The organism is Rhodospirillaceae bacterium (assembly GCA_028819475.1).
Classification (GTDB): domain Bacteria; phylum Pseudomonadota; class Alphaproteobacteria; order Bin65; family Bin65; genus Bin65.
Map to the genome: position 1 here is coordinate 42,091 of JAPPLJ010000046.1, position 14,676 is coordinate 56,766.

The following is a 14,676-nucleotide window of genomic DNA, read 5'->3' on the forward strand; positions in this document are numbered from 1 at the left end:
CCGAGCATATTGTCGGCGGGCCCGCCTGACGATTCAGCCGGAGAGCATAAAAATTTATTATAAAAAACAGGTTAGCGGCAAAGTTCCGCCTTCCACGCCGGCCGAAACCCGCAAACCGTCACCTGACATGCGCCGCACCCGCCGGCGCCGCCCGATCGCCGTTCAGTCAGGAATGATTGCCGCAACCGCAGCGGACTCCGGCGTTCCGAACCAGTGTTCTTCGAGGTTGTCCCCCGGGCCGCCCCGGTCGACCACCAGGAAGTCCTGCGGCCGCAGAACGAGCAGCGGATGGTGCCATGTGCCGGGCCGGTAATTGACTCCCTGCTCGCCGGTCGCGCGGAAGCAACGGAGCGTCGACGGGTCCGGCGCCGATGCACCCCGGCACACGACGACCAGCCAATCGTGCGGCGCCAGCGGATAGAACGCCTGCGAGCCGAGCGGGTGCCGCTCCATCATCCGGATGGCGATCGGCGCGGGGCGCGGCTGCGCCCGGAAGATCGAGATCAGGGGATGGCCGCCGTCGCGGCCGACATCGACCGCCGCCAGGTCGTGAAACCGCACCGTCGTGCCTTCGTTGATGAGCAGCCGCTGCGCGTCCGCCCGTTCGATGACATCGCCGAACGGCGCGAAGGCCTCCCCGGTCAGCGGTTCGGCCGAAAGCGATACGGGCAGGATTCCGGTCATCGGCGGTCGAGCCGGCCGAAGACGCGGAAGCGCGACACGCCGCCGTCGGGATAGATGTTCAGGCGCACTGTATCGACCGGCCCGGCGGACGCCATGTCCCCTGCGTCGAAGACGTGGATCGAATCGGCTTCCAGCTTGTTTTGCTCCAGAAGGAAGGTCCAGCCGCCGGCGGCAGCGAGCAACGCCTCGTCGCCGTTGCCATCGCCCGAAGCGCCGGCAACGGCGCCCTGAACCGAGCAGCGGTCCGGAAAGTTGCCCTTGAAATGGGCGGTATCGACCTCGATCCGCTCGATCAGGCCGCGATGGCCGAGCGCGATGACGATCCAGTCGTGGCCCGGTTCGCGCCGCCGGCGGGTCTCCCAGCCGTCGCCCATCGTCCTGCCGCGGCCGGCGGAGAGCAGCGCCGCGACGTCGCCGTAATGGGCATCGTTGTAGCCGACGATCCGTCCGCCATTCTTCAGCGAGGAAAGCTCTATCGCGCCGTCGTCGGCGACCGCGTCCCAGTCGACGACCGGTTCGCCGTAAACGCGCAGCCGCGCCACGCCGCCGTCCGGATAGATGTTGAGCCGCAGCCAGTTGACCGGCATCCCGTTGGTCGACGCCTCGAAATTGTTGCAGGACGAGCCGAGCGCGCAGCGCGGCACCAGGGTCGTCCATTCGGCGCCGTCACCGGGCTCGGTTTCGCTCCGGCAGCCTTCGAGCATCGCTTCGGGCGGATAGTTGCCGGTGAAATGCGTGGTATCGATATCGACGCCGCGGACGATGCCCGGCACGCCGAGCCGGATCAGGCACCAGTCGTGGCCCGGCGTGCGCTTGCGGCGGCTTTCCCAGCCGTCCATCCACTTGCCGCGGTCGTCGTATTTGTCGGGGATCCAGACCGGATCGTGGTCCTGCAGCATGCGCGCCATCGGGGCGAAGAAATCGTCGGAGCAGGCCACAGCCTCCGTGCCCATCTTCGGCGATGCCAGGTTGACGAAGCGGGTGGCGAATTCAGGTGTCTCGGTCATGCAGCCTCTTCGGGCGGGAACCGTTCGATCCAGGCGCGGGCGATGTCGATACGGCGGGCGATCCACACCCGGTCGTGAGACAGGACATAGTCGACGAACCGCCTGAGCGCCGCGAAGCGGCCGGGCCGCCCGACCAGCCGGCAGTGCAGGCCGACCGACATCATCTTCGGCGCCGCCGCGCCCTCTTCGTACAGGGTATCGAAGGCGTCCTTGAGATAGGCGTAGAACTGGTCGCCGCTGTTGAAGCCCTGGGCCACCGCGAAGCGCATGTCGTTGTTATCCAACGTGTACGGCACGACCAGATGCGGCCGGTCCACCACCCGGCTCCAGAAGGGCAGGTCGTCGGAATAATCGTCGGAGTCGTAGACGAAGCCGCCCTCTTCGGCGACCAGCCGGCGCGTGTTGGCGCTGGTCCGGCCGGTGTACCAGCCGAGCGGCCGTTCGCCGGTTATCCGGGTCTGGATCTCGATGGCGCGGGCCATATGCTCGCGCTCCTCCTCTTCCGGCATGCCGTGATAGTTGATCCAGCGATAGCCGTGGGAGCAGATTTCGTGGCCGTCGTTCAGCACCTCGTCGGCCACGTCGGGATGGCGTTCCAGCGCCATGGCGACGGCGAAGACGGTGAGCGGGACCTGCCGGTCGCGGAACAGCTTGAGGATGCGCCAGACCCCGGCGCGCGAGCCGTATTCGTAGATCGACTCCATCGACATGTGGCGCGCGCCCTGGAACGGCGCGGCGCCGACGATCTCCGACAGGAAAGTTTCGGAAGCGGGATCGCCGTGCAGGATGCAGTTCTCGCCGCCCTCCTCGTAGTTCAGCACGAACTGGACGGCGACCCGAGCCGCACCCGGCCATTCAACGGCCGGCGGCGTGCGGCCGTAGCCGATCAGGTCGCGGTCGTAGGCGGCCGGCCCTGTCATCGGTCACTCTCCTTGCTCCGCCCTTCGACCCAGGCGGCGATCTGCCGGCGTTCGGCGAGCGTCATGCCGCTGACATTGTTGGGCGGCATCGCCGTCGTCAGCACCGAGTGCAGGTAGATCGACTGCGCGTGGCGCGCGACCGCCTCGGGCGTGTCGAGAAGGAGGCCGTTCGGCGCCATGCCGACAAGCGGATAGCTCGTCCGGCGGGCGTGGCACATGCTGCACCGGCCGGCGACGATATCGGTAATCTCGTCCGGCGCGGCGGCCGTTTGCATGGGCACCCCGCCGTCGATCTTCGGCGCGATCGCCAGCGCCTGCCGGCCGAGCGGCGTCGAGGACAGGCTGATCGCCGCCGCTGCGGCGAGGCAGACCGCCGCCACGGCCCAGGTCCACCACAATTCGCCCTTCCCGGCGTTGCGGTGGTTGAAATAGACGCGGATCAGGGCGCCCGCGATCAACACCAGGGCGACTATGACGAAGGCGTAGGGCGTCGAGAAGGTCAGCGGGTAGTGGCCGGACAGCATGAGGAACAGGACCGGCAGGGTGAGATAGTTGTTGTGCGCCGAGCGCTGCTTGGCCTGTTCGCCCAGGGCCGGGTCCGGCGCCCGGCCGGCGATCAGGTCGGCGACCACAACCTTCTGGTTGGGGATGATCACGAAGAACACGTTGGCCGACATGATGGTCGCCATGAAGGCGCCGGTATGGATCAGCGCGCCGCGCCCGCTGAATACGGACTGGAAGCCGTAGGCCGCGGCGACGACCAGGACGAAACAGGCGATGGAAAGATGCGTGTCGTTCGCGCCCAGCCCGGACTTGCAGAGCTGGTCGTAGATCAGCCAGCCGGCGGCCAGCCCCGCCATGCCGAGCCCGGCGGCGACCCAGGGCGACATCGGCATCACGGCCGGATCGATCAGGTAAAGGTCGGCGCTCAGATAGTAGATCCAGACCAGCAGGAAAAAGCCGGTGATCCAGGTCGTATAGGCCTGCCACTTGTGCCAGATCAGGTGGTCGGGCAGGAACTCCGGCGCAACCAGGAACTTGCGCACCTGGTAGAAACCGCCGCCGTGGACCTCCCACGCCTCGCCGCCCTGCTCCGGCGGCATGTCCGGCGTGGCCCGAATCGCGGCGTCGAGATGCATGAAATAGAAGGATGCGCCGATCCAGGCGATCCCGGTGATGATATGAACCCACCGGATCAGCAGCCCGCCCCATTCGATGATGGCGGCTTCGATCATGCGTCGTGCGCCGGGCTGAGCGGCAGCCGGACTCCTTCGCGGATGACTGCGGGATCCCAGGCCGTGCGCGCGAAGACCTCGCAGACCATCGGTGCGAAATGTTCGAGCGGGGGCGTGTCGTAGTCCGGATCGAAGGAGGCCTGGTCCCAGCGCTCGCAGAAGTCGACGCAGGCCGGGTAGTTCGGATCGCCGCGATAACGGTCCCGCGCATCGGGATCGAGGCCGATATGGTGGCCGTAATAGATCATCTGGAACGCGCCGTGATGGCGCACGACCCAGCTGCATTCGGCGCGCACGAATGGCTCGATCACCGCCGCGGCGAGCTGCGAATGGTTGTGCGGCGCCAGCGCATCGCCGATATCGTGCAGCAGGGCGCTGACGATCCAGTCGATGTCCGCGCCGTCGCGCTCGGCCCGCGCCGCGCTTTGCAGCGAATGGTCGAGGCGCGAGACCCGGTAGCCGCCCATGCTGTCCTGCAGCGCGCGCAGCGCCGCCAGGACGCGCTCGGCCGTGCCCGCCGCGAAGGCCGCCTCCTCGCGCTGCAGGAAGGCGTACTCCTCGGCCGTACCGTCCTTCATTCGGACGAAATCGACAGCAGATCGTTCATCGAGCATGATCGATACCCTTGGCCGGCCCGCCGGCCGGATCAACGGTCCGGGAGCGAATTTTCCGCATACGCCACATCCCGGCAATCCGCAAACCTCGAAACGCGGTTGAGCAGACCCTCCAGAGCCTGCCGCCGCCCGGTGCCGAAACTCACGCCGGGCTCCGGCCACAGCCGGCGGACGTTGAGCACACCGGCGGCCCGGTCGGCGGTCATGTCGATGCGCCCTACCATCCGGTCGCCTTCGAGCAGCGGGAAGACATAATAGCCGTATTGCCGCTGCGCTTCCGCGACAAAAATTTCGATCCGGAAGTCGAAACCGAAAAGATGCCGCAATCGCTTGCGGTCGCGAACCGCCGGATCGAACGGGCTGAGCGCCCGCAGCCCCGGCGGCGGATCGGCCGTTGCCGCGATCCGGGCTTCCAGATCGGCGGGCGCAAAGAGTCGTCGCGGGCGGCTGTCCGGATCGGCGCCCCCGACGACGGCTTCGATGACCTCCCGGCCCTGCCGGGCGGCGATCCAGGCCGCGGCCTCCCGCGTCGTCACCAGGTTCCAGTAGCCGGCGATCTCGCCTGCCGTGCCGAAGCCGAGCCGGTCGAGGGCCGAGCGGCAGGCCCGGTCGATGAAGGCCCGCTCGTCGGGCTCGTCCTCGAAGGCTTCGGGCGGCAGCACCCGCGGGGCGAGATCGTAGACCTTCTGGAAATTCTCGCGCCGGGCCACCGCCAGTTCGCCGGTGCGCCAGAGGAATTCGAGCGCCGTCTTACCGGCGTGCCAGTCCCACCAGCCGCGCGGGTTGCGCGCCGGCCGCCGTTCCAGGTCGCGGGCGCGCACCGGGCCGTTCTCGCTGATCAGATCGAGCAGCGGCCCGGTCTCGGCCTCGAAATCCGGGCCGTGCCAGCGGCGGTATTTCTGCCGCAGCGCCGCCGCCTCGCGCCGGAACTTGCGGCGCCACACCGGGAAGAAGGCCGTCGGAATGACCGAGGCATCGTGGGTCCAGTGTTCGAACAGGCTGCGGTCGCGTTCGAGCAGCCGGTCCAGCATGGCGGGCCGGTAGGTCCGGTTGCGGCTGTGCAGGATGGTGTGATGGGCACGCTCGACCGTCCGGATGCTGTCGACCTGGACGAAACCCATGCGCGTGATGAGGTCGAGCAGTCCGCCGCATTCGAAGCGCCGGTGCGGCGGATCGGCCAAGCCCTGGAGATCGAGGATCAGCCGGCGGCCCTGCGCGGCCGTGACGGGAAGCGGCGTCACGATCCGCTTTCCGGCAATACGCAACGCCGGTCCGCCCTCACGCTTCTTGCATCCGGCGAAGCACCGGGCTTTTGTAGCGCCGGGCCGGCGCACGGCCTCTTGCGAACTATCGGGAACGGACGGGAAGCATGACGGAAGCGGGAGGCCGGGTCGCCGGCAAGATCGCCATCGTTACCGGCGCCGCATCGGGCCTCGGCAAATGCACGGCGGAAATGCTGGCGGCCGAAGGCGCACGGGTCGTCCTGACCGACATAGACCTGGCGGGCGCGCAGGCAGTCGCCGCCGGGATCGGCGACGGCGCCGTTGCGCTGGAACAGGATGTGACCGACGAAGCGCGCTGGCAGGCCGTGATCGCCGAGACGGTCGAGACTTTCGGCGGGCTGCATATCCTGGTCAACAATGCCGGCATCGGCACGCCGGGCACGGTGGAGGAGACGAGCTTCGAAGACTGGCGGCAGGTCCATGCGGTCGATCTCGATTCGGTGTTCCTGGGTTGCAAATACGCCTGCCGCCCGATGGCGGACAGCGTGCGCGGCAGCGGCGCGACCGGCGCGATCGTCAATATCTCCTCGGTCGCCGGCATCATCGCCGCGGCCAACCTCGCCGCCTATAATTCGGCCAAGGCGGCGGTCCGGCACCTGACGAAATCGGTCGCGCTGCATTGCGCGCGACAGGGATACAACATCCGCTGCAATTCGATCCACCCGGCCTTCGTCGACACGCCGATCCTCAACCAGGTGAGCGGCCGGCACACGACCGACGAGATCAAGGCGAAGATGGCCCGGCAGCTGCCGCTCGGCCATATCGGCACACCGAGCGACGTCGGCTACGCCGTGCTCTACCTGGCGTCGGAGGAATCCCGCTTCATGACCGGCGCCGAACTCGTCATCGACGGCGGCGTCAGCGCCATGTGAGCGGTGCATCCACTGCCCCTTTCCCCGGGCTTCAAAAATATTTCCTTTTTTTCGATAATATTCCTTGACACGCCGATTCCCGCGCCCTATATCGGTCCCGTCAACGCCCGAAGTGCGCCTGCCGCGGCCGGCCGACACCAGTCGGCTACCCTGTGCGTCATTGGGCTTGTCGGCCGGACCACATCCGGTTCGACCTCCGAATCCGCCGGGCCGCCCCTGATCCTGCCCCCGATCCTGTAGGGCGGTGATGCCCCTGGTGTCGAGCGGCGCTCCCCTTCGGCCGGAAAACTGGAAAATTTCCTATCGGGATTGTTTTTGCGCAATCCCGAATAACGTCTTTCCAACGATTCCAAGGAGTTAGGGTTACCGGATGCAAAAAAAAACGTAAGAAAGACCGGTCTGTCTTATTTTAAAACCAAACGATTTCAAAGACTTAGCGGACTCGATTTTAAACAACCATTCAAAAACAGCCGGCCCGGCGGCCCGTCCGGCACACCCTTTCGCAGAGGAATCCCCAAGGAGAGCGGGATTCGGCCAGTGCGCTTTTCGCAAAGGAGTCCTTCAGGGAGGTAGTGCAGGATGGTGCTGCCGCCTTACCGGCCCCGCAACCGCGCGCGCACCCTCACTGCGTGCCGTAGCCCGCCATGATGGAGTCGACCAGGCCCTCGTAGTCGTCCCAGGGGACGTGGCGGAAGTTGTAGTCGCGGACGATGAAGCGCGGGCCGACGTAGAATTTCTCGTACTGGTCGTGGCGCATGGCGAATTCCGAGCCCAGCAAATCCCAGGCGAGGTGGAACAGCTTCATGCGCTCCGTCGCTGATTCGTCCGCCGTCGACCAGTAGTCCTCGAAGACCGGGCCGAGCGCCGGGTCGCCGGCCACGTCGATGCTCGCCGGCATCTGGAACACCCCGCCGCCCATCAGCGTGCGGACCCGGTCGCAGACTTTGCCGTAATGCTCGACCGCGTAGTTGATGCCCGCATACATGTAGCGCCGGTTGACGTGGACATAGCCGTTGCCGGCCGGCTGGCAGGCCTGGAGCTGGCCGTCGACGATGCCGCCATAGGCCGCTTCCATCGAGGCAAGGTCGGCCAGCACTTCGCGCACCGCCGGGATGTCGCGCGCGCCGTTCGACCGGGCAATCTTCGACGCGAGGCCGACGAGCAGCCGGAGCTTGGCGGCGAAGCGCACGTTCGACTGGTGGTTCGACATGTAGTGCGCCGGCGTCTCGACATAGATGTCGCGCGAGAGCGCCGGGTTGTCGTGGACGAAGACGCGTTCCCAGGGCACATGCACGTCCTTGAACACGATCATGGAGTCCGATTCGTCGAAGCGGTGGGAGAGCGGGTTGTGGAACTCGATCCCCTGGGCCGCGCCGAACGGCTTGCGCGCCCACAGCGCAACGCCGGGCGCGTTCACCGGCACCGCGCAGGTCACCGATTCCTTCACCTGGCTCGGCGCCAGCGGGATGATGTTGCCGATCCACAGCTCGTCGGCGAACACCGCGCCGGTCGCCAGCATCTTCATGCCGTTGAGGACGACCCCCTCGCTGTCCTCCGCCGTCACGCGCAGCGTCGGCGGGCTGCGGTCGGCGCTCTGGTAGAGTTCGGGCTTGCGCGCGCCCTGGGGCGGCAGGATGGCGTAGGCGAGGTAGAGATCGCGCGTGCGGGCGTGCTCGTAATAGGCCTCGATGCGTTCGGAGAACCCGCCGCCGTCGCGGTCGAACACGGACGATCCGATGGCGAGCCCGGTAATCGACGACGCCACATGGTCCGGCGAGCGCCCGAGCAGGCCGTGCGAGAAGGCGGCGATGGCGCGGTGCGCGGCGGTGCGGATCCCGAGGTCGCGGCGGTCGCGCGGTTTCAGGAAATACGCCGGATACCGCGCGCCGCCGTCCTCGACCCAGAGGACGTCGCGCATGTCCTCGGCGCGCTTGAGGTCGTACATCGCGGCGTACATCCGCGCCGCGTTGGCGAAGGCCGGATGGTCGGTGACGTCGGTCACCCGCTCCTTGCCGATATAGACCGCCCGCCCGTCGCGGATGCCTTCGAGATACGCCTCACCCGAACGCAGCATCGGCGTTGCCGTCCCATCGCCTCGTTCCCGGACGATGTTCGCACCCGCCCGGCACGGACGCAACCGCGCCGGCGAACGACGATGCGGCCTCAAACCTCCGCCCCGCGCCGGTCGTAGAAGGCGGTGGTCAGCACGCTGGTCTTGACCTCGCCGGCTTCGTCGATGACCAGGTGGCGCATCCTGACGATGCCGAGGGCCGGGCGGCTCCGCGAGACGCGCGTCTCCAGGATGCTGGTCCGGACGTGCAGCACGTCGCCCGGCCGGGTCGGCGCCAGGAAGTGCAGTTCGTCCCAGCCCGGCGAGCCCTGGGACGGAACGTTGGCGAAGCCGTCGGCCTGCATGCGGCGCAGCATGGCGGCCATGTGGATGCCGCTGGCGATCAGGCCGCCGAACATCGTGTTCTTGGCCTCTTCCTCGCCGATATGGAAGGGTTCGGGATCGAACTCGCGGCCGAAGCGGATAATCTCTTCGGCGGTCACGGTCGCCCGGCCGTACTCCATTTCCTGCCCGACCTCGAAGTCCTCGAAATGGGTGTGCGGCATGACGGCGGTGGTTTCGATGGGCATGGCGTTCCGGGCGGTGCTGTGACAGAAACGCGCCGATCAATGGCGGGTGCAGGCCCGCTTGGCAAGGGAAAGACCGACGGGAAAAGACCGATGGCGAATACCAGCACCACCACCCCCGCGACCGAACGCGGCACCCATCCGCTCAATGCGCTGACGCCGGCCGAGATCGAAGCCGCCGGCGGCATCGTCCGGGCCTGGGACGGATGGACGGAGACCGCGAAATTCGAATCGATCCGGCTGCACTATCCGGACAAGGAACAGTGCCGGGCCGAGATCGCTTCGGGCAAGGCGGGCGACAGCCGCAAGGCCTATGTCAGCATCTACGACACGGCGGACAACAGCGTCTCCGAACTGATCGTCGATCTGGCCGGGGAAGCGGTGGAGGCGGCCGTCGGCGCGCCCGGCGCCTGCCCGGCGATCAATGTCGACGAGTTCATGGTCTGCGCCGAAACGGTGCCCCAGCACCCCGATTTCATCGCGGCGATGGAGCGGCGCGGCGTCACCGACCTGTCGCATATCCAGGTCGATCCCTTCTCCGCCGGCAATTTCGGCTTCGAGGACGAGGAGGGCCGCCGGCTCGTCCACTGCCTCGTCTATCTGCGCAAGGATCCGGGAGACAACGGCTACGCCCATCCGGTCGAGGGCCTGAACGTGCTGTTCGACCTTAACAAGGTGGAGGTCCTCCGGGTCATCGACCACGCGGTTCACGACGTGCCGATGGCGTCCTCGAACTACCATGCCGACCGGCCGGAGATCGCGGAGATCCTGCGCAGCGACCTGAAACCGATCGACATCGCCCAGCCCGACGGCCCGACATTCACCGTGGAGGACCGGGTCGTCACCTGGGCCAACTGGCGCTTCCATGTCGAGTTCCATCCCCGCGAGGGGCTGGTCCTTAACGACATCCAGGTGCGCGGCGGCGAGAAGGCGCCGTGGCGGCCGCTGATCTGGCGCGCCTCGATCGCGGAAATGGTCGTGCCCTACGGCGATCCGTCCTTCAACCACTACCGCAAGAACGCCTTCGACGTCGGCGAATACGGCCTCGGCCAGGTCGCCAACCCGCTCAAGCTGGGCTGCGACTGCCGCGGCAACATCCATTACTTCGACGGCGTGTTCAACCTGACCTCGGGCGAGCCGGTGGTGGTCGACAACGCGATCTGCCTGCACGAGGAAGACGACGGCATGCTGTGGAAGCATACCGACTACATGACCGACGAGATGGAGCACCGCCGGGCGCGCCGGCTGCTGGTCTCGATGATCGCGACGGTCGGCAACTACGAATACGGCTTCTACTGGGTCTTTCACATGGACGGGACGCTGGAGCTGGACATCAAGGCGACCGGGATCATGAACACCCAGGGCCTGAACGCGATCTCCGGCACCGACTACAGCACTGAGATCATGCCGGGCGTCACTGCGCCCAATCACCAGCACCTGTTCTGCGCCCGGCTCGACATGGCGGTGGACGGCGACGCCAACCGGCTGGTCGAGATGAATGTCGTGCAGCCGCCGATGGGCGACGGCAACCCGAACGGCAACGCCTTCCGCGTCGAGCAGACGGTGCTGGAGACCGAGGGCGGCCGGACGCGCAACGCCGATACCGAGCGCTTCTGGCGCGTCGAAAGCGCCGCGGCGACCAACGGGCTGGGCCGGCCGACGGCCTACCGCCTGCATTCCAGCGGCATGCTGCGGCCCTGGTTCCATCCCGGAACGATGATGGAAAAGCGCGCCGCCTTCATCTTCAACCATGTCTGGTGCACGCCCTACGATCCCGCCGAGCGCTACCCCGCCGGCCGCTTCGTCAACCAGAGCGACGGCTCGGAGACCATCGCGGCCTGGGTGAAGCAGGGCCGCTCGATCCGCGATACCGATATCGTTCTCTGGCACAGCTTCGGCCTGCTGCACCTGCCGCGGCTCGAGGACTGGCCGGTCCAGCCGGTCGCCCGCACCGGCTTCCGCCTCGAAGCCGACGGCTTCTTCGACCGCAACCCGACGCTGGACGTGCCGCCGGGGGCGTGACAGGGGCGCGAGTCGGACCGAACGGCGCCGGACCGCGCAGGTTGCAGGGGAAACAGCCGGGCACGGGAGAACATGGCGGGTCAAGTTGACGGTGCAGCGGACAGGGATACATATTTCTGTATGAAGACCACGCTCAACTTCGACGGTCGCCTGCTTCGCGCCGCCAAGACGCGCGCGGCCCAGGACGGCGACACGCTCACGCGGCTGATCGAGCGCGCCCTGCGCAATTATCTGCAGCCCGCGTGCGAGCGGCCGACCGGCTTCCAGGTCGAACTCCTGACCAAGCGGGGTGCGCCAGCCGCAGGCGTCGACCTCGACGACCGGGACGCGCTTCACGAGAGAATGGACGGACGCGATTGATCGCGGTTGACACCAATGTCTTGGTCCATGCACATCGCAGCGATTCGCCCAAACACGGTGCAGCCCATGCGCGTGTCGTAGCGCTTGCCGAATCGCCTGCCCGCTGGGCGATTCCGGTATTCTGCATCGGCGAGTTCATGCGGGTTATCACACATCCGAGGCTTTTCCATTCCCCGCACTCAGCGGCCGAAGCCTGTGAGGCGTTGTCCAGGCTGCTTGCTTCGCCGAGCCTGACGGTGCTCTGCCCCGGTTCTAGCTATCCGGTTCTGCTCACCGAGGCGATTCGCGAGGCAGACGCCGTAGGAAATCTGGTTTTCGATGCCCAGATCGTAGCGCTTTGCCGGGAAGGCGGCGTTTCCCAACTCGTCACCGAAGACCGCGATTTCGACCGCTTCAAGGGACTGCAAGCGGTACGCATCGAGGCCTGAAGGACGACCGGCGCGAGTCGGCCGACGGACTTCATTGCCGGATCAGCGTAGCCATTCGGCCAGATCGACCGCATCGCCGCCGGGAATCCGCTTGCGCTCGAATTCGGCCTCGCGGCCCCAGGGTTTCGTGGCATCGATGCCGAGGCGGCCCCAATGGTCCTTGTGGGGGTCGCGGTAGAAGCCCGGCACATCGGGGACCACGAGGCTGCGGGTATCGGCCCGGCCCCGGGTGACGAAGGCCCACCAGACGTCGTTCAGGTCGTGGATGTCGACATCCTCGTCGGTCACCATGCAGGTCTTGCTGTAATCCATATGCGCGCCGAACGCCGCCAGGAGCACATGCCGGGCATGGCCCTCATACTGCTTGTTTATCTTCACCACCGTGTTGAGCAGCTGCGGATTGCAGGACACGTCGACGATGCCGGGCAGCAATGCCGTCAGATGCCGGTAGATTTTCGAGGCGATGGCGGTCTCGAGCGGGATCAGGTCTTCCGGCGAGCCGCAGACCAGGGCGTGGTAGACCGGGTCGGCGCAGGCCGTGACCGCCGTGACCTCGAAGACATGGTTGTCTTCCTCGGGAACGTAGTAGCCCATGAACTCGCCGAACGGCCCCTCCGGCCGGCGCTCGTGGGGCAGGATGCGCCCCTCGACGACGATCTGGGTGTCCGCCGGAACCGACAGGCCGACGGTTTCGCAGGGCGTCACCGCAATCGGCCCGCCCGCCACGGCATTGGCGACCGCCAGTTCGTCGGCGTCCGGCGGGATGGACGCACAGGCGGCCAGGAAGATTTCCGGCGCTGCGCCGAGCAGCATCGCCGCCTCCAGCGCCTCGCCCTTCGCTTCCGCGGCTCGCTGATAGCGCGTCAGGTCGTGGCTGCTGCCGATCCGGATGCGCAACTCGCCGTCGCTGACATGCATGGCGCGGTGGAAGGACAGGTTTGGCACGCCGGTTTCCGGATGCTTGGCGAGCAGGATGCCCGCGGTGATGTAGGGGCCGGCGTCTTTCTCGAAATAGGTAACGTGGGGCAGCTCGGAGAGTGCGATCCGGCGGCGGTCGGCCGGCCCCTCCTGTAATTCGGCGCGCTCCGGCGCGCGCGCCACCAGCCGGTCCCAGGCCGGGCAGAAGGCAAGGTCCGGCGCCCCGATCAGGGCGCACAACCGCCGCCGGCTGCCATAGACGTTGCTGACGACGGGCATCGGGGCGCCGCGCACAGTCTCGAACAGGATGGCGCCGTAATGCCGCTTCTGGAACGCCGCCGTAACCGCCGCCAGTTCGTGCTTCGGATCGACCTCGCGGCGGACGACATGCAGGTCGCCGGCGGCGCGCAGACTGTCCAGATAGGCGCGCATGGCGCAATCCTCCGTGCCGGTGCCCGTATACCATGACGGTTCCGTCCCCTCTCCATACGGAGTATGAGCGCTTCATGCAAAAGGACAGCAGGCCAGGCGGCGGCGCGGCGGATCCGGGCGGATGGCGCATGGGTGTCGATATCGGCGGCACTTAAATTGACCCCTATTTTCGGATATCTGGACACCAGTACCCTTGAGGTGCCTTTAGGACGCAGGAGACGACATTTTCATGATTACTCCCTATAGTACAATGGCTTGTGCCCACGTCGACGCCTCTTGAAACCCTCGTTCTGCTACGCTACAAGACCCTGGAGAACGACTCCGGTCGCTTACGCCCATCTTACGCTTACGACGAATAGCAAATCGGCGGCCGACCGGGAACGCTGAGAACCATTCTCAACAAGGGGCATCGCATGGCCAAGCTGAAGTTTCGCACCATCTCCAAGCGCACCGTCGACGCGCTTGTCGTCGAGGACCGCGATGAGGTCTTCTGGGACGACCGCATTCCGGGCTTCGGGGTCAGGGTCTATCCGTCCGGGTCGAAGATGTATGTCGTCCAGACCCGGCACAAGGGGAAGTCGCGCCGGGTGACGCTCGGGCGCCACGGGGTCATCACCGCGGATCAGGCGCGCAAGAAGGCGGCCGGGACCCTCAACCGCATGAGGAGCGGCGAGGACCCGGTGGAGCGGGGCTCGGTGACGGTGGCCGAGCTCGCCGCGCGCTATCTGGCGGAGCATGTCGACATGCGCTGCAAGGAGAGCACGCGGAAGGCGTACCGCAGGGCGGTCGAGCGTTTCATCGTGCCGTCCTACGGCGGCATGGCGGTGGAGGACGTGGAGCGCGAGCACATCGACAAGCTGCACCGCGATCTGCACCACATTCCCTACCAGGCGAACCGGGCGCTGGAGATCGGGACCAGCCTCTTCAACTTCGCCGAAGAGTGGAAGCTGCGCAGCGGGGGCAACCCGTGCAGGTACGTGCGCAAGTATCAGGAGACGAAGCGCGAGCGGTTCCTGACCGAGGCGGAGTTCCGCCACCTGGGGGCGGTGCTGAACGAGATGGAGGCGGAGGGAAGGCTGCCGGTCCATCCGGCGGCGGCGATCCGTCTGCTGATGCTGACCGGGTGCCGGCGCAACGAGATCGTCGCGCTCGAATGGAAGCATGTCGATCTTGAAGCGGGCGAGTTGAAGCTCGCGGATTCGAAGACCGGTGCGCGGCTGGTGCCGCTGTCGCCGGCGGCGGCGCGGGTGCTGGCGGAACTGCC

General features: G+C 66.8%; 14 protein-coding genes. 5 read left to right on the top strand and 9 right to left on the bottom strand.

Features of this window, described 5'->3' with window-relative positions; all coding sequences use genetic code 11:
* Window positions 1-162: 162 nt before the first annotated feature.
* Genes OXM58_13880 through OXM58_13905 form a run of 6 tightly spaced genes read right to left on the bottom strand, consistent with a single transcriptional unit; the run spans window position 163 to window position 5,701 of the window.
* Window positions 163-684, bottom strand: a complete 522-nt coding sequence (locus OXM58_13880; GenBank protein ID MDE0149455.1) for an ureidoglycolate lyase — start codon at window positions 682-684, stop codon at window positions 163-165.
* Window positions 681-1,691, bottom strand: coding sequence for an allantoicase (alc, locus tag OXM58_13885; protein ID MDE0149456.1), 1,011 nt, complete (start codon window positions 1,689-1,691; stop codon window positions 681-683). The genes OXM58_13880 and alc overlap by 4 nt, the downstream gene beginning before the upstream one ends.
* Window positions 1,688-2,611 (bottom strand): allantoinase PuuE, encoded by a 924-nt coding sequence (puuE, locus tag OXM58_13890; protein ID MDE0149457.1) that lies wholly within the window; start codon window positions 2,609-2,611, stop codon window positions 1,688-1,690. Before puuE ends, alc begins: the two co-directional genes overlap by 4 nt.
* Window positions 2,608-3,846 carry a urate hydroxylase PuuD gene (locus OXM58_13895; GenBank protein ID MDE0149458.1) on the bottom strand — a complete coding sequence of 413 codons (1,239 nt, stop codon included), beginning with the start codon at window positions 3,844-3,846 and terminating at the stop codon, window positions 2,608-2,610. The genes puuE and OXM58_13895 overlap by 4 nt, the downstream gene beginning before the upstream one ends.
* On the bottom strand, window positions 3,843-4,460 hold the full coding sequence (locus OXM58_13900; protein ID MDE0149459.1) for an HD domain-containing protein: 618 nt from the start codon (window positions 4,458-4,460) through the stop codon (window positions 3,843-3,845). Before OXM58_13900 ends, OXM58_13895 begins: the two co-directional genes overlap by 4 nt.
* Before the next feature lie 32 nt (window positions 4,461-4,492).
* On the bottom strand, window positions 4,493-5,701 hold the full coding sequence (locus OXM58_13905) for a winged helix DNA-binding domain-containing protein (GenBank protein ID MDE0149460.1): 1,209 nt from the start codon (window positions 5,699-5,701) through the stop codon (window positions 4,493-4,495).
* 128 nt (window positions 5,702-5,829) lie between these two features.
* On the opposite strand from OXM58_13905, the gene OXM58_13910 reads away from it, so the two are divergent.
* On the top strand, window positions 5,830-6,615 hold the full coding sequence (locus OXM58_13910; protein ID MDE0149461.1) for a glucose 1-dehydrogenase: 786 nt from the start codon (window positions 5,830-5,832) through the stop codon (window positions 6,613-6,615).
* Window positions 6,616-7,237: 622 nt separating this feature from the next.
* Here the strand turns inward: OXM58_13910 and OXM58_13915 are convergent.
* Together OXM58_13915 and OXM58_13920 are read right to left on the bottom strand one after the other, a co-directional pair.
* A complete protein-coding gene (locus OXM58_13915; GenBank protein MDE0149462.1) occupies window positions 7,238-8,689 on the bottom strand; it encodes a hypothetical protein in 1,452 nt (483 codons plus the stop codon).
* Window positions 8,690-8,778: 89 nt separating this feature from the next.
* Window positions 8,779-9,255 (bottom strand): MaoC family dehydratase, encoded by a 477-nt coding sequence (locus tag OXM58_13920; protein MDE0149463.1) that lies wholly within the window; start codon window positions 9,253-9,255, stop codon window positions 8,779-8,781.
* A 90-nt stretch (window positions 9,256-9,345) separates the two neighbouring features.
* Between OXM58_13920 and OXM58_13925 the strand changes: the two genes are divergently transcribed.
* The 3 genes from OXM58_13925 (at window position 9,346) to OXM58_13935 (ending at window position 12,062) form a co-directional block, all read left to right on the top strand.
* Window positions 9,346-11,274, top strand: coding sequence for a primary-amine oxidase (locus tag OXM58_13925; protein MDE0149464.1), 1,929 nt, complete (start codon window positions 9,346-9,348; stop codon window positions 11,272-11,274).
* A gap of 120 nt (window positions 11,275-11,394) precedes the next feature.
* Window positions 11,395-11,634 carry a hypothetical protein gene (locus OXM58_13930; GenBank protein MDE0149465.1) on the top strand — a complete coding sequence of 80 codons (240 nt, stop codon included), beginning with the start codon at window positions 11,395-11,397 and terminating at the stop codon, window positions 11,632-11,634.
* Entirely contained in the window at window positions 11,631-12,062 is a 432-nt protein-coding gene (locus OXM58_13935; protein MDE0149466.1) for a PIN domain-containing protein, read from the top strand. Before OXM58_13930 ends, OXM58_13935 begins: the two co-directional genes overlap by 4 nt.
* Before the next feature lie 42 nt (window positions 12,063-12,104).
* On the opposite strand, the gene OXM58_13940 is transcribed toward OXM58_13935, so the two are convergent.
* Window positions 12,105-13,412 carry a UbiD family decarboxylase gene (locus tag OXM58_13940; protein ID MDE0149467.1) on the bottom strand — a complete coding sequence of 436 codons (1,308 nt, stop codon included), beginning with the start codon at window positions 13,410-13,412 and terminating at the stop codon, window positions 12,105-12,107.
* 413 nt (window positions 13,413-13,825) lie between these two features.
* Here OXM58_13940 and OXM58_13945 point away from each other — a divergent pair.
* Window positions 13,826-14,676: integrase arm-type DNA-binding domain-containing protein (locus OXM58_13945; GenBank protein MDE0149468.1), on the top strand; the 851-nt coding region annotated here is incomplete at its 3' end.

Excerpts from the sequence above, each read along its gene's own strand:
- OXM58_13880 (MDE0149455.1), bottom strand. The coding sequence starts at position 684 with ATGACCGGAATCCTGCCCGTATCGCTTTCGGCCGAACCGCTGACCGGG.
- alc (MDE0149456.1), bottom strand. The coding sequence starts at position 1,691 with ATGACCGAGACACCTGAATTCGCCACCCGCTTCGTCAACCTGGCATCG.
- puuE (MDE0149457.1), bottom strand. The coding sequence starts at position 2,611 with ATGACAGGGCCGGCCGCCTACGACCGCGACCTGATCGGCTACGGCCGC.
- OXM58_13895 (MDE0149458.1), bottom strand. The coding sequence starts at position 3,846 with ATGATCGAAGCCGCCATCATCGAATGGGGCGGGCTGCTGATCCGGTGG.
- OXM58_13900 (MDE0149459.1), bottom strand. The coding sequence starts at position 4,460 with ATGCTCGATGAACGATCTGCTGTCGATTTCGTCCGAATGAAGGACGGT.
- OXM58_13910 (MDE0149461.1), top strand. The coding sequence starts at position 5,830 with ATGACGGAAGCGGGAGGCCGGGTCGCCGGCAAGATCGCCATCGTTACC.
- OXM58_13915 (MDE0149462.1), bottom strand. The coding sequence starts at position 8,689 with ATGCTGCGTTCGGGTGAGGCGTATCTCGAAGGCATCCGCGACGGGCGG.
- OXM58_13920 (MDE0149463.1), bottom strand. The coding sequence starts at position 9,255 with ATGCCCATCGAAACCACCGCCGTCATGCCGCACACCCATTTCGAGGAC.
- OXM58_13925 (MDE0149464.1), top strand. The coding sequence starts at position 9,346 with ATGGCGAATACCAGCACCACCACCCCCGCGACCGAACGCGGCACCCAT.
- OXM58_13930 (MDE0149465.1), top strand. The coding sequence starts at position 11,395 with ATGAAGACCACGCTCAACTTCGACGGTCGCCTGCTTCGCGCCGCCAAG.
- OXM58_13940 (MDE0149467.1), bottom strand. The coding sequence starts at position 13,412 with ATGCGCGCCTATCTGGACAGTCTGCGCGCCGCCGGCGACCTGCATGTC.